Genomic DNA, 21,261 nt, shown 5'->3' on the forward strand with positions numbered 1-21,261 from the left:
GCCCTGCCCACTGTCGAACTCATCCCGCTCCACGGGGCGATCGTCACCCAGCAGCCAATGACCCTCGATGTGCTGGTGCGAATTACGCCCCCAGCCGTCACCCTCAAGGCCGATCGCGTGCCGCTCAACCTCAGCCTGGCGATCGATCGCTCTGGCTCCATGCAGGGGCAAAAAATGCACTACGCCCGCGAAGCCGCCCGCTTTGCCGTGGAGAATTTGCTGCCCTGCGATCGCATCAGCATCGTCCTCTTTGACGACCGCATCGAAACCCTGGTGCCCAGCACCCTGGCCACCGACAAAAATACCCTGCTCGAAAAGCTCAGCCATGTCCACTCGCGGGGCTCGACTGCGCTCCACGCGGGCTGGGTCGAAGGTGGCGTGCAGGTGAGCCAGTACCTCAACCCCGCCCAGCTCAACCGGGTAATTGTGCTCTCCGATGGATTGGCGAATGTGGGGGAGACGAGGCCGGATGCGATCGCTAGCGATGTCCACGGATTGGCCCAGCGCGGCGTCAGCACTACTACCCTGGGCATTGGCGACGACTACAGCGAGGATTTGCTGGCAGCGATGGCCCGCAGCGGCGACGGCAACTTTTTCCACATCGAGTCTGCCGAGCAATTGCCGACGATCTTTGAAACCGAGCTGTCGGGTCTAGCCGCTACCCTGGGCCAGCGGGTCAGTTTAGGCGTCAAACCCGGCAACGGCGTCACGGTCATGGACGTGCTGAATGACTTTGATATGACCGACACCCGGCGCTACAAACTGCCCAACCTGATGGTGGGTTCGGCCATTCAGGTAGTAGTGCGATTGCAGGTGCCCGCCCTAAGTCAGAGCAGCGAACTGTTGCAGGTTCGGCTGGCCTGGGATGATGCAGAACAGCCCGGTCGGCAGGTGCTGCGGGCTGGGCTGGAGCTGCCCCTGGTGAGCCCTGCGCAGTTTAGCGACTTCCCCGCCAACCCAGCGGTGCAAGAGCAGGTAGCTTTGCTGATGGCGGCTCGCGCCCGTCGCGAAGCGGTCATGTACTCTGACCGGGGCGACTACGCTGCCGCTGGTATGTCCCTAGCCAATGCTCGGATGGAGATGGCCGCGATGGCACCCAGTGAGGCGCTGCTAGAAGAGCAGTCCATTCTGGAAGATTTAGAGGCTGACTACCAGAGCGGCAATGTGACCAGCGCCCGCAAAAAGGCGTTTTCGCAGTCGTTTAACCTGTCGCGTACGGGCAAGTCTAAGCCCCAGCGATCGATGGATTCTAAATAGAGAGCTGCACTAGTACAGTTTTACGCTAAGAATAAGGGTTAGCCTTTCCAAAAATCTAGCGTTTGCGAAGTGAAGAATCCCTATCTCGCGTGGGATTAAGCTCCTTCGTTTTGCGGCTCCCCAGAAGCAATGGAGCGAAGGAGATAACACAAGTAGGATTCACCTGTTTTCAGCCCTCTCTTGATGCGCCAGCGCTTAGTTTAGCGTTAAGAAATCCAAATTCATCTTCCCACGACGCTATATCTGGATTTGTCTTAGAATGAGCAAGTTCTATCGTGAGGGCATTGCTGAAGCCTTCCTTCAAGATAGGATAATTGTACTACAGGTTAACCAAGGCAATACGCATGCCCAAGTGGAGCGTCAAAACAGAATTCTCCTTTGATGCCGCCCACTACATCAAAGACTATGATGGCCCCTGCGGGCGCATGCATGGGCATACCTATCGGGTGCGCGTTGAGGCCACCACCTCTCAACTGAGAGCGTCGGAGTTTTGCCCCCATCCGGTTATGGTGGCCGACTTTCGTACCCTGCGCTGGGCGAAGAAAGACATGCTCAAGGGTGGGCTAGATCATTGTGTACTGAATGATGTGCTGCCTGAAGGCTATGAAACCACTGCTGAGATGATTGCCCAGTACATCTATGACAAGACGAAGAAGTCTCTCCCCGACGGTATTCAGCTAAAAGTGGCAGTCTCGGAAACGCCGAATTCCTGGGTTGAGTATGAAGATGATTGAACGCTCAAAGGAGGTATCCTATGCCGGTCGTTGTCACTGAAGAGTATGTGAGCCCTGAGGTCTTCTGCAAAGTCGCAGGGCAATCCGTATACCGGGTTTATAAAAATGGTGATGCTTCTTCTCCAATGACCTTTCAATTCTCCACCAGTAGGGATGAAGGTAATCTTAGGTGTCAGTTTGACATCCGTGATATTGCCGCTGCACTGATGGATCAAGATCCCGCCTTCCCCCTTCCGGTATCGCGCCCCCATGGCGTTGATCACGAGTGGACTGAAGCAGGGAAAATCTTGGTCATTCGAGATGCCTTATCCCACCAGCTCCTCCCTGTGCCCGATGAGATAGATGATTGGTGGCAAAACTATACCGAGTCTGGTGCTGTTCACGCTATAAATGAAAATGATCTCCCCGACTACGACCTCCCAGACGGCTGAATTTTCAGCATTACCGTTAGAACTGCCTGTGGTTGAAACGTTCCACTCCATTCAAGGGGAAGGGGTGTGGGCAGGTACAAATGCCTTCTTCATTCGGTTAGCCGGGTGCGACGTGGGTTGCCCATGGTGCGACACTAAGCAATCGTGGAACCCCAAGCGCCATTCTCTAAGAACCCTTGAGGGATTGGTTGCGGAGGCTCGATCTGCTAATCCTGAAATTGTCGTGATCACGGGAGGAGAGCCCTTGATGCACGAGCTTTCTAGCCTAACTGAGCAACTTAAAGCGGCCGGTCTTCAGACCCACCTTGAGACATCCGGTGCTCATCCCTTTAGCGGCACCTTTGACTGGGTGACGTTTTCGCCCAAGCGATTTAAGCCTCCCCATGCCAGCATTTATGCCCATGCCAGCGAACTCAAGGTTGTCATCGGAGATGAGGCTGATTTGGAGTGGGCCGAGCAGCAATCCACTCAGGTCTCATCCACCGTTGCCAAATTGCTGCAACCCGAGTGGGAAACGCCTAGCAGTCGCGACAAAGTGTTTGCCTACGTCTTGAAACATCCCCAGTGGCGCGTTAGCCTTCAAACTCATAAATTCTTGGGAGTCCAATAGCTATGCCCCAACCCAAAGCCATTGTCCTTCTTTCAGGTGGCCTCGATTCTGCTACGGCAGCAGCCCAGGCGATCGCAGACGGCTATACCCCGGTCGCCATTTCCTTTCGCTATGGCCAGCGCCATGATCGAGAATTAGAAGCTGCGCGCAACATTGCGGCCCACATGGGCATTCAAGATCACTACGTGATGGAGGTGAACCTGGCTCAATGGGGTGGTTCTTCTCTGACAGATATGAATGAGACCCTGCCCCAGGACGGTGTTCAGTCTGAGGTAATTCCCTCGACCTACGTGCCTGGGCGGAATACGGTATTTATTGCGATCGCGCGCTCTTTAGCAGAGGCCAAACAAGCTGAGGCGATCTACCTGGGCATTAACGCCGTCGATTATTCGGGGTACCCCGACTGTCGGCCTGAATATTTAGAGACATTCCAGCAGTTGGTTCATCTGTCATCCAAGGCTGGCCTAGAAGGTAAGGCCCCTAGGCTGATCGCTCCGTTGGTGATGGATTCTAAGGTCGCGATCGTCCATCGTGCCCTAAGCTTGGGTGTTCCCATCCAAGAAACCTGGTCGTGCTACGAAGGGGGCAAGGAACCCTGTGGACGCTGCGATTCGTGCCGGATTCGGGATAAAGCCTTAATTGACACCGGACGCCCTGATTTGGCAACGTTGATAGGCCGACGACTACATGCCCAGGAGATTGAATGCCCTACCCCCGTGTTCTAGTCATTACATCCTGCACTGGGGAAAAGCGGTTTAAGCCTGAGAAGCAACTCACGATAGAAGATTTCAAGGATGAGGCTCGGCTCATAGATCGGGAAGTTGAACTAGGAGATTACGCTTGCCCTGCCAGTGAAATGTACACCGGAATGCAGCACCTGCGGTTGATGGAAGGTGTCCAGAAACTCCGTGATGCCCTCGGACATAAAGCTCTGGATGTGAGCATTTTATCAGCAGGCTATGGGGTGATTTCTGAGAGGCAAGTGATTGTGCCCTACGAAGTCACCTTTAACGGCATGAAATCCCGTGAGGTCGATACTTGGGCGATTCATTTGGGTGTTCATGATGCGATCGCATCCCTCATCCCCGCTTATGATCTCATCTTTTTTCTGCTAGGCGATAACTACCTCAGGGCAGTAACCTTACCCCTGGCATCTCGGGTTGATCAGACTTTTGTTTTCCTGGCTTCACGAGGGCAAGCTGATGGCATTCAGGGTATGGCAGCTAAGACTTATGTCATGCCGTTATCAAACCCGGAGGCGAAACGGTACCGCTACGGGATGGTTGGGCTAAAGGGGTTTTTATTCAAACAGTTTGCTGAAGTAGTTGCCTCTCAACCGACCTTGCTTAAGGAGGTCTACGAAACACCGCAAACGTTCCAGACCTTGATTGATCAACAAACTGCCGAGAATCAAACCATTCAGCTGGCTATGGCTGAAGTCTTTCAGCAGGTGCCCTCTACACCTCGAAAGAGAAAAAGCATCTCTAAAAAGACAACCGTCAAAAAAGATGATCTTCTGACAATCCCAGATGTTCCTCCTGCACCTAATCAGCATTTAGGAACTCAATACTTTATCCCTGAATGGGATGATAGAGTTTATCCAAAATATAACTTTCTGACTGAGAAAGTCCCAGAGGATCGGGATCCCTATAAAGATGATGTCTATGCCCATGAGATGTATCCTCAGCCCAACTACAACGGCATTCTAATTTCTAAGATCGTTATTGACAGCAGCCAGACAAAACGAGAGCGCTTTGAGAAAGTTGGAGTACATAATTTTGTGCGTTTCTCTGGCGACATCATGGGAGATTGTGGAGCCTTTGGCTATGTCAAAGAAGATGAGCCGCCCTATGAAACCGATGAGATTCTCGACTATTATGAACGGCTAGGCTTTAACTATGGTGTCAGTATTGACCATCTAATCTTTGGGCCATTTGCAGTACCAGGAATTCGAGAGAAGCGATATAACCTAACACTTAAGAACGCCGAAGATTTTTTGGTTCGCCACAAAGCCCAACAATACAACTTCAAACCCATCGGTGTAGCCCAGGGTTGGAGTCCAGAAACCTATGCCGACTCGGTTAAGGCCTTAATCCAGATGGGGTATGACTTTATCGCGATCGGCGGTTTAGCCCGCGCTCAAAATCGAGAAATCATTCCGGTGCTAAAGGCTATTCACCCCCATGTAGACCCCCATGTGCGTATTCACTTGTTTGGGGTGGCACGGGTTGAAGCTGTACCGCTGTTTCAACATCTAGGCATTACCAGCTTTGACTCTGCCGGGCCATTACGCCAGGCATGGCTGTCGTCAGATAAGAACTATCACACGCTGACAGGCAAGCACTATATGGCAATTCGGGTGCCGCCTGTGACTGGCAATCGAGCCAAGAAAGTGCTGGATGCCGGTCATTATGACTGTGAGACGTTGGAGCGATTGGAGCAAGATGCTTTGGCTGCTCTCAGAGAGTATGATGCTGGCCGTTTAGGTATTGAGGCTACTCTGGAGGCAGCAGCAACTTACAACGAGGCACTTGATCTGTCGGAGGATGAAGATAAACCTGAGAAGCTAGAAAAGCTACGCGCCAAGCGACGGCAGAAATATCTGGAAACCTTGACCGATAAGCCTTGGAAGGCTTGCGCCTGTGAGATTTGCGAACAAGTTGGTATTGAGGTGGCTATCTTCCGAAACAACAACCGGAACCGGCGTAGAGGCTTTCACAATACTTACGTTTTCTATAAGCGTTTAGCTGATCTGCTGTAGAACGGCGCTTAAGTCGAAAGTTTTATCATTTAGAGGAATGCCAGATCTTTTGTAAGCTTTACCCGATTTATTGTCTTCGATTTAATGTAAAAGTTACAGCACTCTTACCTTCAACTCCAATTCCTGTTCCCATTAGTTTAAAATCTCCATTAGTTGTAATCTCTGCACTAAATTGAACTTCGCTTAAATGGAATGCTCCATTAGCTTCCACATCTTCTTCGATAATGGACTGGAGATTACTCATGAACTCTTTAAACTGTTGCCGAAGATTGCTCACGGACATTGGATTGCTGACTAGTTCTTGGCGTCCAGAGCGGGATGAATTTTCGTCTTCTAAGGTGATGACTTCAATAGTAGCTTCTTTGTCAATATTCACTGTTTTGTCTCCCTATAAGTAAATCAAAAATGCTTGAAAAGCTTAATTTATTTGAGATATAGACGAAGCAACTTTCAAGAAATTTGTCTTGATTTCTAAGAGCAGAGCCTCAGCCTGATCAAGATTTTGCTCATTGATCGCAGTTTCAAATGTCGATAGGGCATCCTGCATTCTCCCTTCATCATCCGCTACCTGCCGTAGTCGCTGCAACTCTTCTTCCAGCAAAAACAGACGAGCAGTGGCCTGATCCGCCTCCTGGTAAATTTCAGCTTCCCGTAGTTTTTCCGCTACCTCCTCCTGCGTCAAGCGATACACATGGTCAAAGGTGGCTTCCACCGGTTCACCATCAGTACTGGCGTCCTCTGCTTTCACATGGAGAATGCCGTCGTGGTCTACCTTAAACATACAGTGGATCCTAGGTTCCCCAGCAGGACGAGAGGTCGCCAGGTTGAGCACCACGTCGCCAATGTGGGTGTTGTCGATCGCCACTGGCCGTTCCCCCTGGTACACCCGAAAGCGGATGCGTTCCTGTCCATTTCGCTGGGTCGTAAACGCTTGTGGGCCTTTGCGCCACTTGGTAATGGGAATCTGCTGATTACCCTGGATAATCACATCCATCTTGCCATTGGCTAACTCAATGCCTAGAGAAAGCGGTGTAACATCCCAGAGGGTGACCTCATCGCGAAGGTAGCCTTGCAGCCTTGCAGCTAGTACTGCCGCACCGCGAGCGACCGCTTCGTCAGGGTTAACCGAGTCATTGATAGTCCAGCCAAAGCGGGTTTTCAGAGCCGCTTTGACAGCAGGAGTGCGAGTCTGCCCTCCGATCATCAGTACCTGGTGAATGTCCTCGGGTTTGAGTCGGGCCTTGGCCAGCACCGAGTCGCAAATGGCCAGCGATCGCTCAATCAAGGGCAGCAGCAACTGCTCAAACTGTGTGCGGGTGATGGTGGTCTTCAATCCAAGAACCTGACCCTTAACGGTACAGAGGTTGGGCAACTCAACGGTGTGTTGCTCAGCCTTCGTTAGGGCGATTTTGAGCGATCGGGCTGAGTCCTGCAGGCGGGCGCGAAGATTGCGGTCTTGGTCGAGTTGCAGCGACACGCCATGCTGAGCCTCAAAGGCTTGTTTTAGCCAGTGGGTTACCACCCCATCAAAGTCATCGCCGCCTAGGTGGGTATCTCCATCCGTTGCCTTAACGCGAAATAGGCCGCCGGGCTTAATTTCTAAAATTGAGATGTCAAAGGTACCGCCCCCCAGGTCGTAGACGGCAATGATTTGAGGTTCTTTCTTAATGCCAAAAGCTAGGGCCGCAGCGGTAGGCTCATTGATAATACGGGGAACGTGCAGCCCGGCGAGTTCAGCGGCTTCTTTGGTAGCCTGCCGCTGAGACTCGTTGAAATAGGCAGGGACCGTGATCACTGCTTTGGTGATCGTTCGCCCTAACGTGTCTTCGGCGTTGGCTTTAAGGTGCTTAAGCACATAGGCCGAGACCTGAGGCGGGGTAAGAAGCAGTTTGCCAACCTGCACAGCCACCTTTCGCTGCTGAGCCTCCTGAATGCCGTAGGTCATTAGCCGCTGGTCTTGGCTGACCAACTCATCACTAAAGGTGCGGCCAATAAAGCGCTTGACAGAATAGACTACCCGCTCAGGATGGGCCAATATTTGCTTTAGAGCGGCCTTGCCAACCGTGGGTTCTTGCGCCTCTGGATCAAACAGCACCGCTGAGGGGATCACGCGATCGCCTTCTTCGTTAGGCAGCAACCGCACCTGCTCAGCCTCGGCGTCCCAAATGGCGATGGCTGAGTTGGTTGTGCCCAGGTCTATACCCAGAATGTCTACCTCGTCCACAGGCTGCTCCACCGTAGTTATGCAAAAGTTTAACCGCTCCGGTTTGAATCAAAGGTAAACCCTAGATTCCTTTAATAGCTAAAACAGTTCAATCCGCAGGGGGTACCGATCCACAGGTTACTGCCTCCGTTTGAGTTAGGGCTAAGGGTGAGAGCCAAAATGTGGTTTCCGGCCAGGCCACTGGTCTGCACCGTAAACTCGTCCACCACTTCCCAGGTTTGCTGAGTTGGCTTCAGTCGGTACAAGCCTAAATCCGTTCCGACCCACAATCTCTTAGTCTGCGGATCCCAACCTAGGGCAGTAATGGCTCGGCGAGCCAAGTCTTCCACCTGTTGCCATCGCTTGGCTTTACCCCAGTAGAGCCCTCGCTGAGTCCCTACCAGCAGGGGACGCTTGGGCAGAGCCAGCAGCGTGCGAATATCGGCGCTGCTAATATCCCCTGGCACGGGTTGCAAGTCGTTTCTGCTGGGCAAGTAGCGAAATAGCCCAGCAGAGGTACCCACCCACACATGGTCGGACTCCGCCTGGGCGATCGCCTGAATCCAGCCCGTTTTCAATGCCTGGGCGGGCAATACCAGCTTCCATTCCTGCCCCTGATGCTGGTATAAGCCGTTCATGCCCACCACCCAATAGCCGCCACCGGGATTAGGGGCCATGGCCAATACTAAATCGAGGTCGGGCAGTTTAGGGGCGCTGTCTACAACTCCCTCAGCCGTCAAGCAGCTTAATCCTTCTGTCCAACTGGCGATCCAGGTCTCTCCTTGGCCATCGGTCACCACAGCACGAATATCTTGACCCAACTGCCCCTGGCGTCGCCACACATCGGTCACCAAGTTCCAGCGAAAGAGCCCCTGGGCAGTACCCATCCAAAGCTCTGGGCGATTCTGCTGGGGAATGGCTAAGGCCTGCACCATATTGCTAAAGGTGGCGGGAGGTTTGCTACCCACCGGCAGGCCAATGTCATCGGGGGGAGACTGGCTAGATTGAAACTGAATATCGCTAAAATCTCCCCGCCAGAGGCCGCTGTGACTGCCAATCCACACCTCGTCCTCGCTGCCAGCGCCTAGGGCCACAATGGGAGCCTCCACCGAGAGTTTCTTTAGGGGTCGCCAGTCGTTTTCGGTGGCCAGGCCCACCTGTCCTCGGCAGGCCATCCATAGGCCGTTGGCGGCAGGGGCAAGGGCAGTGACTTCTCCCGCAGGCCACTGCTCTGATCGGTACACCTCGCCAGTATCAAGATCCACCCGCTCTAAACCGTAGAAGGTTGCTACCCAGAGATACTGTCCCTGCCGGGCCAGCTTGAGAATTTCAGGTCGAACGTACTCGCTCTGGCGCACCCAACCCTCGCCATTCCGTCTATGGATGCCTTGGGCATTACAAAGCCAGAGGTCGGTGTCATTCACAGCGGCGATCGCCCGAGGGGGATCCCCAGGGGTCGGCAGAGTCACCACTGGTGCTGCATCGGGCTGGTCAATGCCAAAGGTGCCGTCGGTGGTGGATACCCACAGTCGCCCGGAACTATCCGTTGTCAGGCGACAGATGGTGAGTTCTCCCAGGGGGGCATAATGCTGCCATAGCCCCTGCTCCAGGTAATACAACCCCAGGCGATCGCCACAACCGACCCAGACTCGCTTCTTGCCATCCACCGCAATGGCCATCGCCGCATTGCCGGGCAGGCCGTGCTCGCTGCCGTAGCGGGTAAAGCGCTCTAGGTCGGGCCACCAGTGCAGCACTCCACCCCCAGTCGCCAGCCAGATATCGCTCTGGCGAGACGCTATAGCTAAATCGCGCACGTGGCGCTGACTGGCATGGGTAGCCCAGGCCGGGTAAACTACCGCCGTCGCCCGTTCGTGACGAGGTTGGGCGTTGGCCACCGGAATCGGTAGGTCTTCGCCCCCCAAGGCAATGGGGAGATCGGAGCGGTCTTGTAGGTCAGTCATGGCTCTGCGATCGCCCCATCAACCTTCTCCCTGATTCTGAATATCTTCTAGAGGTAGGCCCAGGGCTTCAGCCACCTGCTCTGGGGTCAGCCCCATCTCCAACAGTCGAGGAATTGCTTCCCGCTGGCTTTGCTCTGCCCGTTGGGCACGCTCGTCGCCGATCAGCAGCAGATTCCCCTGGTCGTCCCACCACCGCAGCCACACCTGGCTTTGGTTCTGATAGCGACCTTCCCACAGGCCCAGTTCTACCCCCAACTCAGGAATGGGATAGTGCCCCCGCTCGTTGGGGGGAATGGGCTGATAGGAGCCGTGGAGAAGCTCGTATACCTCTAAGCTGCGATCGCTAATGCCGTAGATGCCGTAGTAAGGAGCCCGGATAATTTGCTCGTAGACCCAAAATTTGCCGGGTTTGGTGCCGGGCTGGGTTTGAGAGAGGGGGGTGCGATCGCGCTCCTCGGCCCCATTGCCACTGGCCAGTTCTAGCACCACCTGTGGCGCAATGTACTCGCGCCACAGCACGTAGGAGCGGCGATTTTGCCCATCTAAGTCGGCGGGCACGTTGGGCACGTAGAACCAGTCGGGGGCTTCTGCCCCCTTTTCCGGCGGGTCGGTTTCTCGCCAGTAGATGCCACAGTCTTGACCGATCACGTAGCGCCCATCGGGATGGAGCCGTTGCAGCACCAGGCCAATGGAATCGGTCAGGAAAATGCTCTGGGAATGCTCCTGAAAATTTTTCACAAAACTGCCATCGGAGTCAGGGAGCTGAGTGTGGTCTGGAAAAGCCCTAGGCAGAATGATTGTATCTCTGGTTTGGGTCATAGCTTCCTGCTCCCGATGTCAGTGCTAGGTTGATCTTAAGCGTTTACTCTCCGAACCTTCGGTCATTCGTGTCCACTCTTGGCGAAGATTCTCCAACTCAGCCCGTAGCTCAGCATTTTGATCGCGCTGCTGTTCGGCGTACTGAGCCAAAAAGGCCTGCCATACCTCTGGCCCCTTGGTGAACTGCTGCAACAAACCCTGGCGCGGATCGTGCTGGAGACCCTCAATCCGTTTTTGCAGCACCTCTAGTTGCTGCACCAAGGCCTTGGCCCAACCGGTAAGCCGTCGATGCTGGTCGGCGAGGGCTTCTTGTCGCCCTCGCTGTGTCCATACCGCCCCCCAGGGAAGGGTTTGCAGCACGTCGGCCAGGCTCACCAGCGGATCTTGGCACAGACCTTGAAGGGTGGCGACTAGCTCGCTATCGTCTTCGTTGGTCATGGGGTCTAGCACCTGAAAAAGATGCTCTAGCAGCACATCTTTTTCCACTGCTTCTGGGTCTGCCTCTCCATTCAGGTCACTGCTTAGGTCAAAGGCTGGAAAGGCATCGTCTCCAAAGGAGGCATCGTCTTCTAGGTCTTGGCCAAAGCTGTCAATCTGCTCCCGCAGGGTATCAATCTCAGACTGAAATCGAGCGGTCTGCCGCCGTAGCCCCCCGACGGCGGCTTGAAATTCGAGATAGACCTGGGCCAGGTCATCTTCTAACGGCGCAATCTCAGTTTTTGCTGTTTCAATCTGCTGGCGCAGGTCTTTGAGCTGCGCCAAAAGGGTACCGATAGTACCTTGCGGAAGGTCAGTCATTAGGCAGCACCTACCATCATCGGGGGTTGGGCTAGGCGATATTGGGCCGGGCTATACAGCCCATAGGCTAACCCTAAAGGATTGTGGTGCTTTTCTAAAAAGTGCCAGCGGCTAGCCTGCAGCGCCTGGCCAATAGTCATCTGCCCCGATAGAAAGTGGCTGTAGAACTGTCGGGCAAAGGCCGCCGCGAATACGTCAGGCACCGGGCAGGCTGTAGCGATCACTGCCCCTGCTTCGCGCCGGATAAACTCCTGGGGCAGGTTCAAGGTTTTGCGAAGCTGATCGGCCCCGCCTGCCGATTGGCAAGCATTGAGAAATACCAGCGGACGCCGCTGAAACTTTCCCTCGTTGGCGGCTAAGAAGGTAATGCTGCCCAGTTCTATGACTTGGGTATCGTCTGGGGTGGCATCGTCATAGCTGACATCGTCTTTTAGCAGGGAGATGAGCAGGGTATCGGCATCGGTGCCGTCGGGTTTACAGTGGCAAGCAAAGTGCACCATGTTGTGGCTGGCCTGGTCTAGGTAGGCCAGGAGGGTTTCACCGTCTTGAACGGCTAGCAATCGTTTAATCGGGCTGAGCAGGCTACAGTGGCCTTTGTTGGCCACCATAATCAGCCGTTGAATAGCGGGCCACTCGATAGTATGGGCCTGGCGCAGGCGATGGTGCAGGCAAAACAGCATGTCCGAGGGAAACGCCTGCTCCATCACATGCTGAGAGATGTCGCGCTCTGGGGTGAGAATGCGAGCTGGGGTGTAGCGTAGCCCCCAAAATTGCTCTGGGTCACCGTCGTGGTAAGTATCCCCCGCGTAGAGCACTTCCCAGGGGAACAGCACTTTCTTAGAGACAAAGGTGGGGGCGGGCAACTCAACCCCCATTTTGGTCATCATTTGAAAGTTGCTGGTCAGGAGTTCCCTAGCCTGACTGGTTTGAAAAAACTTGCGGTAGGCAATGCGCCCCCATTTAGCCAATTCCACCAGAGAAGCCTGGCACAGGTCTGGGTCAATATCTAGGCTGTTGTTCCGCTTGACAATTTTTTCAAGCTTCCAAAAGACGTTGAGCACCTGATCAGTGAACTTTAACAGTTCGTCGTCGGTGGCAGTTTTCTCAAAGGTCTGCCAGCGAATGGTGTAAGCCTCTTTATCGCTGACGAAAATGGGCAAAAAAGCAGACAGAGACTGAGGTTGAATAGATGTGCTAATGCCTCCCATGGTTATTCGCCCTCCCCCGCTGCAATTTGGAGTGCAAAGGTGACACTGTGGATAGGCTCCGCACCATCGGCGAAGTGAACTTGCACGGGCACGGTTTCTCCGGCCATGTTTGGTGGGGCACTGAGGGTAAACCAGCCGAGATAGTTGCCGTTGGGGGTATGGCTCATGTCTACGGTGGTGGGGTTCACCTCTAGACCAAAGGCCACAATGTGTACTTGCAAATTGTCAAAGGCCAGGTCTTCGGCAACTTCGATGAGGCGGTCTTCGTGCCAGACGGGTGGGTCGCGGCGGAGGGTGAGGCGAAACCGCAGGGATTGGTTTGGCGGTAGGGAATCTTTGATGTCTTGCCCGATGGGCTCTACAACGGCGTAGCCTTTGCCTTCGATGGGTCGATATGGGCGAGCCATGGGGTCACCGTAGAGGACGTAGGCTAGCCAGTCGCACGATTCTGGAACAGCGATGCGGGCCATCTGACGTGCGGTGTGGAAGGCTTGGCCGAGGGCATCGCCCATCCAGAGGCGAGTGTAAAAGGTGCTGATAAAGGCGGCGTCTACGGCGGGGTCTACCGACCAAAGGGGGCCAACAAAGGCGCTGGCTCCTGCGCGGACGAAAGTAGGTGCCCAAGAATACTCTATATCTGTTGAATTTGGCTTATCTCCACGGGTATAGCTCAGAGTAACCAATGGATGATTCCGATAAATATTTAATTTTGAATTTTGAATCTGCTGTTCAACGGACTTATTGATGTTATCTTTAGCTGAGATTAAAATTGGCGCTTCAGATAGTTGATATTTTTCATCAAATTTATCTTCTCGGAGAATATGCAGGCCTTGAATAGAGTCAGAAACCGACAAAATATCTAACATTCCGCTGGGCAATAGCTTTGGACTAGGCGAACCCATAGAATTCAGCATCTTTGCCCAGTCTTCATGTTTTTTAACACTTTCAAAATAAGAAATACTAGCTGAACCAATAGGTATTTCTCCCCAGCAAGAATTACTCATATCTTGGAACCACCTTCCAATGATCAAGCACTCGCTCAGAAGATGCTTTCCGTCGCTCAAGAACTCCCATGGAATGGCAGTTTCTTGTTCAGTCAAAAACAACGCAAAGATGTTCTGTCGTGACGATAGAATTAAACGAAATGTATCTTGAAGGGCAAAAGGGATAAGCTTCTTAAATAGCTCGTGACCAAAATACCTAATATGCTTTAGCCATTCATCACAAGGACTGGCATGATCCTTTATTGTTTCTTTGAATATTTGATTCGCTTCATCAAATAAGCTAACTGGTATTTCTTCTGAAAGTATATTTAAATCACCTAGTCTGATTAGAGAATTGTCCAAAATCTTGAATTCATACTGAATCCTGCACGACAATCGATTTTTATGCCAAAGAGGTTTAGCGTTAAAGATGAAACTTGGCTGAGCAATAGGACGAGTACGAACTTTAATATATTCTTTCGGGAATATAGCTTCACTAAGAGGTTTTACATAAATTTCAATTTCGAGTTTGCTAATGAATTCAGAATCTCGGTAAAGTTCAACGGATAAACTTTTATCTCCTGTATATAGAGCAGTAAGCTTAAAAACAATCCGACCAATATTATCAGTCAGGTCGAAGGTTGAATCTAGTGGCAAACTCCCGACACTGTTTCCTTCTACCTGAAACCCTGGGGCATTTAGAAGTATATTAATATCATTTCCCTGACCATGTTTATTTAAGGTAGAAAATACGGGTTCATGATCAGTATCGTCACTTAAAATTAATAGTTCTAGATGAACTTCAAATATCTCCCCTTCTAAAACAATATCTTTGCTAGAAGATAATTCCAAGCTATATCTAATTTCATCTTCTTTTTGAAGCTGATCGTTTAGTTCTTTAAATATTTTATTTAATGATTCACTGCTTTCTAAATCTCTTAGTCCTATCTCAGGTTTAATTGACAGTTTTTCTAGATTGTCATAAATTTGCCTTAAAGATATTCCAGAATAATCATTTATGTAGGCAGACAACAGGGTCAAGGCCAGTGGATGAAAACAGAAATATTCACAGATTTTAAGAGCTATTTCCTGTTCCAATAAAATACTTTCACCAAAATTTTTAGATAATAGCTCTAAGGAGTTTTCTGGGGTTAGTGCTGACAGCTTAATAATTTGCTTCTCTTTTACAGTGGATTTTACAAGTCTTTTAAGAAAGCCTAGGTCAGAGACTTGGCGAGTAGTTGCAAGTACTCGAAAACGAGATCCAGGAGGGGGGAGATACGGCTTTATTTGCTCATAGCTACGAACATCATCTAGTACAATAAGAACTCTTCCTGGAGGCCAAATATTCCATTCCCAGTAGTTCTCCGTAACTACCTGTAAAGTTATCCCTGATCGGCCAATTATATATACATTTTCCCCTGCCTTAATGGCCTCATTATAAGGGCATACAGCATGCCAGTACGTACCCTGAAATCTGACTCTACTTCTAGCAACAGAGGTAACCTCCGTGTCCATTACTCCTGTTGATTCAGAAAAACGAAATACTCTTTCTCTGTTCCCTCTGGTGTCTGCAGAATCACTTTCACCTCCCAAGCTTTTCTTAGAGAAGCTTATAATCTGATCAATCAATCCTGATTCTGTGCCTGATGCAAGTACCCAGCAAATACCTCCTGAGTAGCCAAATAGATGCTCAATGGCATATTGTTTACACAATTCTGTCTTTCCAATTCCACCTGTACCCTGAACTATAACGACCACTTCGTCTTCTAAACTTTTATTGATGATTTTTAATTCTTCATCTCGACCAACAAATGATTGAGATGCAATGGGAATATTATTTGGTGTAGTATAGCGAGGGTTTCCAACAGTTGATTCATACTCCTGAAAAATCTTTTGAAATCTCGACTTCGCTCTCTTCAGTCTACCTCTTAATATTTTTTCACTGGGAGGCGGATTTTCTCCTCTCTGTTTTAATACTTCTCTTACTTCTTTCCATTTTAGTTCGTCAACAAGTCTTAAGCTGATAATTTCAGCATATTTAGGAACTTCCTCCTGCAACTTATTTAAAGCGCTTTTTACTATTGAAGATTCTTCAGCTTCAATTATTTCCCTGATTGAGTTGCTGCTATCTGAAAATAGTTCAGCGTTTTGAGAGGTCTGTACTGCTGAAGTCATACGTGGATTTCGAGAACTTTCGTCTGCAACCTCCCCTGTTTCAACGGTCTCTAACACCTCATTGCGAAGCATGGAAAAGGCTAGGCTCAAGTCAAGTAATTCATCCCCTGACTCTTCAAAGGGGTCTAAGCTGACAAGATGAATCAACTCACCTGTTGGAATGCCTGTCATTCCTCCTTTTTGGCTTCGCCGCAAGTAGTTGACAAAGCGGTACACAATAAGAGGTTGACGACGGATAGGGCGTAAGCAGTATTCCTCGATACTGGCTAGCATGAGTACATTACGCAACCTAGAGTCGTGGGTAAATGTTGAAATCCATGTAATTTGAGCAGTCAAGTGGCGATCGCTGCGCATCATCTCTTGAATCACTTCTTGGATCACATCAACCACGGTTCGACGGCGATCGCGACTAAGAGATACCCAGGCTTTAATTTTGTTTCGAATCAAAAATAAGCTACTTAATCGCTTGACAAGTCGCTGGTAGCCCTGTTCGGAGTTCACATTCAAGTATCGCTGCTGCAAAATTCGGTATCGATATTCGATCGCCTGTCGAGCAATAGCCTGGTCGGGTTCAGTCAGGCCAGTCAGACGTTCCGGAGATTCTCCTAAGAGCCAATTTACAATAGCCTCTCTATCCTCTGCATTGATTTCCGGATGTTCACTTGCTATTCTCTGTAACCACTGCTGTCTAAGTCCTTGAGCAATATTCATAATTGAATCTCCTAATGCTCAACAACAAATGCCACGCAGTATAAACGTTAGGCAGCCATTGGCGTGGGCAACGCAGCTAAACGATAGTGCGCTGGACTGTATAACCCATAAGCCAAGCCAAGTGGATTGTTATGCTTTTTTAGAAAATAACAACGAGTTTGTCTTAGCGCCTCTCCGATGGATGTCAGTCTAACTAGTTTTTGCCCAGTAACATCGTCTTCAACCACCTCGCCCTGCAAAAAACACGCATAAAATTTCTTGGCAAATGCTGCTGCAAAGCAGTCTGGCACTGGGCAAGCCGTAGCAATCACCGCCGCTGCCCCCTGCTGCATAAAATGCTTTGGCAAGTTAAACGTGCGCCTGAGGTCGTCTGGCCCACCGGCAGACTGGCAGGCATTGAGAAAGATCAGCGGTTGGTAGAGAAACTTACCATCCCGCAGCGAGAACCGGCGAGTCTCCAGTTCCAGAATAGGCGACTCTGCCTCAGTGGCCTCTTCGTTGATAAACGACACCAGCAGCATGTCATCGCCACGGGGGCTTTTTTGGCAGTGGCAGGCAAAGTGCAGCATGTTATGACGAGCGTTGTACAAATACTTAAGCAGGTCGTCACCCTTCAGGGCTGTGCCTTCGCATACGGCCAGCGAGCACCGAGGGCCAAAGACCGTAAAGCGATCTGCCTGAGTACCCCTGACAATGCGCTCAATCAGAGGGCGCTCGTGCTGGTGTGCCTGCATGAGCTTATGGTGCAGACAAAATAGCATGTCAGACGGAGAACTCTGCTCTGGCGGAAAGTCGATCACGTCTTTGCTGAAATCAAGAATGCGAGCTGGGGTATGGCGGAACCCCCAGAAGCAATCGGCATTCCCGGCTTCGTAGTCATCTTCGGTGCCGCCAAACAGCACCTCCCACGGAAAAGCTGTGGATTCTGAAACAAAGGTGGGGGCAACCCCTTCTGTTAGGCGAGAGGCCAAAATCTTGCTGGGCCGGTCTTCGCCAAAAAACTCTTTGTAGGCCATGCGGCCCTCTTCTGCCAGACGCACGAGAGAGGCTTGGCAGATCTCTGGCGCGAGGTCAATGCTGTGCTTACTAGCCCGACGCAGATAATCGAACACCTCGAGAATGCCATCGGTAAACATCTCCAGCACATCGTCGCTAGGTCGATTGAACTGATGACGCCCGATGGAAAAGGAGTCTGGCTGAACAACAATCTCTAGCTCCCGAGAGCCAAGCGGTAGCGAAACTGGGCTGACAACTCCTTGCATCTACTTCTCTTGCTAAGCCTCCGCCACTTTCAACGTCAACCGCTGGCTCTGGATAGGGTCATCCCCATCTTCAAAGTGCACCTGCACCAAACTGGTCTGCCCGGCCAACCCAGACGGAATAGATAGGTTAAACCAGCCTAGATAGTCTCCATCGGGGGTACGCCTCATCTGGATACAATCACTCGGCTTAACCTCAATTCCAGACGCCACGATGTAAACCTTCAAAGCATCGAAATTTAGGGCTTCGGTTACATCCATCAGCCGATTTTCATACCAAATAGGCGGTTTTCGCCGTAAACTGGCCCGAAATCGCAGGGTGGAACCAGTAGCCACTGGCTGATCGAGATCGTGGCCAACAGCTTCTACCACAGCATAGCCTCGCCCCTCCACAGGTCGGTAGGGTCGCGCCATCGGATCGCCATAGAGCACATAGGCCAGCCAATCGGCTGACTCTGGTACAGCCACCTTAGCCATCTGCTTGGCCTTATAAAAGGCTAAACCGAGGTTATTGCCTGCCCACAGGTTGCTGTAAAAGTTACTGATAAAAGCAGCCTCCACCTCAGGGCGCACTGACCACAGTGATCCGATAAACGCGCTGCAACCAGCTCTCAAAAATGCAGGCACCCAGGCAGTTTCAATGTTGGTCAGTTCCTTATGACCATTTTGTAGGTAACTTAAACTCACAATCGGGCGGTTGCGCCGTAGGTTGAGTTTTCCGGGTCGTAGCTGTTCTTCAACTCCCCCTGCGGTGTGAGCTTCCTGAATCGCTACTGGAGCATCGATTCTCTCATCCAAGTCGTTACCGCGTTCCCCCTGCCGCACCAGGTGCAACCCCTGTAGCACCTCCGCCAGGCCAAGATCTTCAAAAATTCCCTGCTGCATGACCGATGGTGGCATCGATCCAGAGGGATCCAAAAGATCAAGCCACTTCTCAGTCCGCTCAACATTGGCGTAGTGGGCCAATGTTACCGACCCAATGGCAAACTCATAGGGCCGTTTGTCGCTAATTTCTAAAGGCCACCGCCCTAGAATGAAGTGATCGCCCAGAAAATGCTGACCATCATGCATGATTTCCCAAGGCAGCCAGGTAGCTTGGTCGGCCAAGATCATAAGACTAGCAGGCCGAGAGAAGCGTCGAACGCTTCGCAGTTCATCTTGAACATCCTGCGGTAACAAGCGTTGGAATAAAGTCTGCCCCAGGGAAGACAGGGCTACCAACTGCTCTTTAGACTGGCTGACTCCAGCATGAGTTTTTTCAACAGCCAAAGATAGCTCGCGTCTAAATCTCTCTGTCAGATCAGCTTGGATAACTTTGAAGAAAGAAGACAATTCGTCTAGGGCATGGAGCGATGTGAAGTTAGTTAATTGATAATTTAGTTGAAAACCAAAATTATCACCATAGCAGCCTTGCGCCTGAATTATTAGATCTGGATGTGAAACTGGACGAGAGCGAAGAAGTTGCCTGCCTACAGATTCCCCGTTCTCATCAAAATCTTGTACATCCAGGGTTCGCTGAATTTTCCCTTTAAATTCTTCGTTTAGGTAAACTTCTAAGAACAGCTTTAAGCTTCCTGCCCGTAGAGCAGTTAGATGAAATCTGATTTCTCGACTGCTTGTTGAAAGCAAGTCAGAGCCAAGAGGAAGACTAGCCTCACTAGACCCGCTAATCTGGAAGTCTGGAGACGACAGGAGAAGGTTTAATTCTTTGTCAAACACATCGTGATTAGGAATTTGAACTTCAATGCTCTCAGCTTGATCATATGGTTCCAGATTCAACCCAACACGAATCTCAAACTCGCTTCCAATTAAGATAGATTCTAAAGGAGATTTTAGATAAACAGTGTGATAATCTTGCCGACTTTTTTCATCAAAGACTTCATACAGGATGCTTTTTCGACTTCTTGCAGCATTAACCCCACTTAGATCTCTTTCAAGGGCATCAATCGACTTATAGCGTTCAGCTACGTTAACTTTAATCATCTTTTGGATGACTTGACGAAAGTCTGGAGAAAAATCAATCAAGTTTGTCCAAAGCATTTCCCCTGTAATCGGATCATAGTCAAACTCTATCGGAGCCCTACCCGTTAGCAAATAAATACACGTCATACCAAGAGCATAGATATCGCTGGCATAAACTGGCTTTAATGCCACCTGCTCTGGCGGTGCAAACCCAGGAGTACCGACAAAGAAATTATCCTTTATTGACTCTTGAGAAGTCTGTTTTTTAATGCTAGATTCAAAGTGTGAGGATATAGTCTTATTATCTTTTCTTTCTGAATCTAATTCTTGCGCAATCTCTTTGACCGAGCCAAAATTTATGAGGTAAAGTCGATCTTCTGCTTCAGCATGTATTATATTCGGGGGTTTAATATCTCTATGCATGACTTTATTTTCATGAATATATTTAACTACAGGCAAGATGCTTCTAAGAAAGGAGATCACTTCTGCTTCTGCTAACTTATTATTGTTTTTGATCTTTTGAAATAGTGTTTTCCCTTCTATATGTTCTTGTACCAAAAAGAAGGTGTTATTGTGTTCGTAGTAGGCTAATAGCCGTGGAATTTGGGGGTGATGGCCCAGTTTTTCTAATGTTTCAGCTACAGTTTGAAATTGTTTTCTGGAACTATTTGTTAGATTTCTGTTTTGTTCCTTGGTAGAAAGTTGTTTGAGGACGCAGTATGGATCTCCAGGTCGCACCGTATCTTGGGCATAATACGTTACTCCATAAAGACTTTGTCCTAAAATCTTGACGATTCGATAGCGATTTGCACTAAGAGCCCCTGGACGAAGCTTTTGAAGTAATGAGGAATCTTCATCCGTAAAGGATGCTGGAGGTATTAGATAGAAGCTTAAGACTTGAGCAAGAGAAGATCTCAAGATATCTAATCCTGGCCCTATAGAGCTTTTGAGCCAAGCGAACAAATCGGCTACCCGCTGCCCCTGAGGAGCATTAGGAGGTGAAATGTTACCGGGAGGTGGGTTGAGATTAAATACAACTGCATCGAACTGCGGACCGGGGAGTTTGAGAAGAAATTGGTAGAGTTCGGTTTGGCCTTGGGGGATGAGAGAAGCCCATAAGATATCCAATCCTGGTCCCATAGGGCCTTCGAGCCAAGTTAACAATTCTGCTACCCGCTGCCCCTGAGGAGCATTGGGAGGTGAAATGTTCCCTTTAGGTGGGTTGAGGTCAAATACAATCGCATCAAACTGTGGGCCAGTATCAAATGTCAAGTACATAGAGGTGACGCGACAGCTAGATTGGCGGATTGCAGGGTCTGAGAGAAGGTCAGCACCCCCGTTCATGAGCGCTGTAGCAGTGGTCGCCTTTCGAAGAACGACTGCACG

At 50.5% G+C, this 21,261-nt stretch carries 15 protein-coding genes; 6 read left to right on the plus strand and 9 right to left on the minus strand.

The genetic code is table 11. The features are described from left to right. Positions 1–3: 3 nt before the first annotated feature. From IQ273_RS14285 to dpdA, 6 genes are all read left to right on the plus strand, one after another. Positions 4–1,257 (plus strand): VWA domain-containing protein, encoded by a 1,254-nt coding sequence (locus tag IQ273_RS14285; protein WP_228053020.1) that lies wholly within the window; start codon positions 4–6, stop codon positions 1,255–1,257. Positions 1,258–1,601: 344 nt separating this feature from the next. Continuing rightward, the gene (locus IQ273_RS14290; protein ID WP_194023850.1) at positions 1,602–1,991 is read left to right on the plus strand and encodes a 6-carboxytetrahydropterin synthase; all 390 of its coding nucleotides are present in this window, start codon (positions 1,602–1,604) and stop codon (positions 1,989–1,991) included. Between the two features lie 20 nt (positions 1,992–2,011). Further along, entirely contained in the window at positions 2,012–2,422 is a 411-nt protein-coding gene (locus tag IQ273_RS14295; RefSeq protein ID WP_194023851.1) for a hypothetical protein, read from the plus strand. After that, positions 2,388–3,032, plus strand: coding sequence for a 7-carboxy-7-deazaguanine synthase QueE (locus IQ273_RS14300; RefSeq protein WP_194023852.1), 645 nt, complete (start codon positions 2,388–2,390; stop codon positions 3,030–3,032). The genes IQ273_RS14295 and IQ273_RS14300 overlap by 35 nt, the downstream gene beginning before the upstream one ends. A 2-nt stretch (positions 3,033–3,034) precedes the next feature. Then, positions 3,035–3,757: a 7-cyano-7-deazaguanine synthase QueC gene (gene queC, locus IQ273_RS14305; protein WP_194023853.1), complete on the plus strand. Its 723-nt coding sequence runs from the start codon at positions 3,035–3,037 to the stop codon at positions 3,755–3,757. After that, positions 3,736–5,793 (plus strand): tRNA-guanine transglycosylase DpdA, encoded by a 2,058-nt coding sequence (gene dpdA / locus IQ273_RS14310; protein WP_194023854.1) that lies wholly within the window; start codon positions 3,736–3,738, stop codon positions 5,791–5,793. Before queC ends, dpdA begins: the two co-directional genes overlap by 22 nt. Before the next feature lie 67 nt (positions 5,794–5,860). On the opposite strand, the gene IQ273_RS14315 is transcribed toward dpdA, so the two are convergent. The 9 genes from IQ273_RS14315 to IQ273_RS14355 are packed head-to-tail and all read right to left on the minus strand — an operon-like array spanning position 5,861 to position 21,147. Then, on the minus strand, positions 5,861–6,169 hold the full coding sequence (locus IQ273_RS14315; RefSeq protein WP_194023855.1) for a hypothetical protein: 309 nt from the start codon (positions 6,167–6,169) through the stop codon (positions 5,861–5,863). Between the two features lie 42 nt (positions 6,170–6,211). Further along, a complete protein-coding gene (locus IQ273_RS14320; RefSeq protein ID WP_313898116.1) occupies positions 6,212–8,029 on the minus strand; it encodes an Hsp70 family protein in 1,818 nt (605 codons plus the stop codon). A 59-nt stretch (positions 8,030–8,088) separates the two neighbouring features. Beyond that, positions 8,089–9,957, minus strand: coding sequence for a hypothetical protein (locus tag IQ273_RS14325; RefSeq protein WP_194023856.1), 1,869 nt, complete (start codon positions 9,955–9,957; stop codon positions 8,089–8,091). Positions 9,958–9,975: 18 nt separating this feature from the next. Continuing rightward, positions 9,976–10,776: a Uma2 family endonuclease gene (locus tag IQ273_RS14330; protein WP_194023857.1), complete on the minus strand. Its 801-nt coding sequence runs from the start codon at positions 10,774–10,776 to the stop codon at positions 9,976–9,978. Between the two features lie 24 nt (positions 10,777–10,800). Next, on the minus strand, positions 10,801–11,574 hold the full coding sequence (locus IQ273_RS14335; protein WP_194023858.1) for a hypothetical protein: 774 nt from the start codon (positions 11,572–11,574) through the stop codon (positions 10,801–10,803). Then, a complete protein-coding gene (locus IQ273_RS14340) occupies positions 11,574–12,782 on the minus strand; it encodes a CHAT domain-containing protein (RefSeq protein ID WP_194023859.1) in 1,209 nt (402 codons plus the stop codon). The genes IQ273_RS14335 and IQ273_RS14340 overlap by 1 nt, the downstream gene beginning before the upstream one ends. Before the next feature lie 2 nt (positions 12,783–12,784). After that, complete coding sequence (locus IQ273_RS14345; RefSeq protein WP_194023860.1) at positions 12,785–16,654, minus strand: NB-ARC domain-containing protein; 3,870 nt, start codon at positions 16,652–16,654, stop codon at positions 12,785–12,787. A 47-nt stretch (positions 16,655–16,701) separates the two neighbouring features. Then, on the minus strand, positions 16,702–17,916 hold the full coding sequence (locus tag IQ273_RS14350; protein ID WP_194023861.1) for a CHAT domain-containing protein: 1,215 nt from the start codon (positions 17,914–17,916) through the stop codon (positions 16,702–16,704). A 12-nt stretch (positions 17,917–17,928) separates the two neighbouring features. Beyond that, a complete protein-coding gene (locus IQ273_RS14355; RefSeq protein WP_194023862.1) occupies positions 17,929–21,147 on the minus strand; it encodes a serine/threonine-protein kinase in 3,219 nt (1,072 codons plus the stop codon). Positions 21,148–21,261: the final 114 nt, after the last annotated feature.

Source organism: Nodosilinea sp. LEGE 07298, from assembly GCF_015207265.1.
Classification (GTDB): domain Bacteria; phylum Cyanobacteriota; class Cyanobacteriia; order Phormidesmidales; family Phormidesmidaceae; genus Nodosilinea.

Bases quoted from the DNA above. Each gene is read 5' to 3' on its own strand.
- IQ273_RS14335 (WP_194023858.1), bottom strand. From the start codon at position 11,574: ATGACTGACCTTCCGCAAGGTACTATCGGTACCCTTTTGGCGCAGCTC.
- queC (WP_194023853.1), top strand. From the start codon at position 3,035: ATGCCCCAACCCAAAGCCATTGTCCTTCTTTCAGGTGGCCTCGATTCT.
- IQ273_RS14330 (WP_194023857.1), bottom strand. From the start codon at position 10,776: ATGACCCAAACCAGAGATACAATCATTCTGCCTAGGGCTTTTCCAGAC.
- IQ273_RS14340 (WP_194023859.1), bottom strand. From the start codon at position 12,782: ATGGGAGGCATTAGCACATCTATTCAACCTCAGTCTCTGTCTGCTTTT.
- dpdA (WP_194023854.1), top strand. From the start codon at position 3,736: ATGCCCTACCCCCGTGTTCTAGTCATTACATCCTGCACTGGGGAAAAG.
- IQ273_RS14350 (WP_194023861.1), bottom strand. From the start codon at position 17,916: ATGCAAGGAGTTGTCAGCCCAGTTTCGCTACCGCTTGGCTCTCGGGAG.
- IQ273_RS14290 (WP_194023850.1), top strand. From the start codon at position 1,602: ATGCCCAAGTGGAGCGTCAAAACAGAATTCTCCTTTGATGCCGCCCAC.
- IQ273_RS14325 (WP_194023856.1), bottom strand. From the start codon at position 9,957: ATGACTGACCTACAAGACCGCTCCGATCTCCCCATTGCCTTGGGGGGC.
- IQ273_RS14295 (WP_194023851.1), top strand. From the start codon at position 2,012: ATGCCGGTCGTTGTCACTGAAGAGTATGTGAGCCCTGAGGTCTTCTGC.
- IQ273_RS14345 (WP_194023860.1), bottom strand. From the start codon at position 16,654: ATGAATATTGCTCAAGGACTTAGACAGCAGTGGTTACAGAGAATAGCA.
- IQ273_RS14300 (WP_194023852.1), top strand. From the start codon at position 2,388: ATGATCTCCCCGACTACGACCTCCCAGACGGCTGAATTTTCAGCATTA.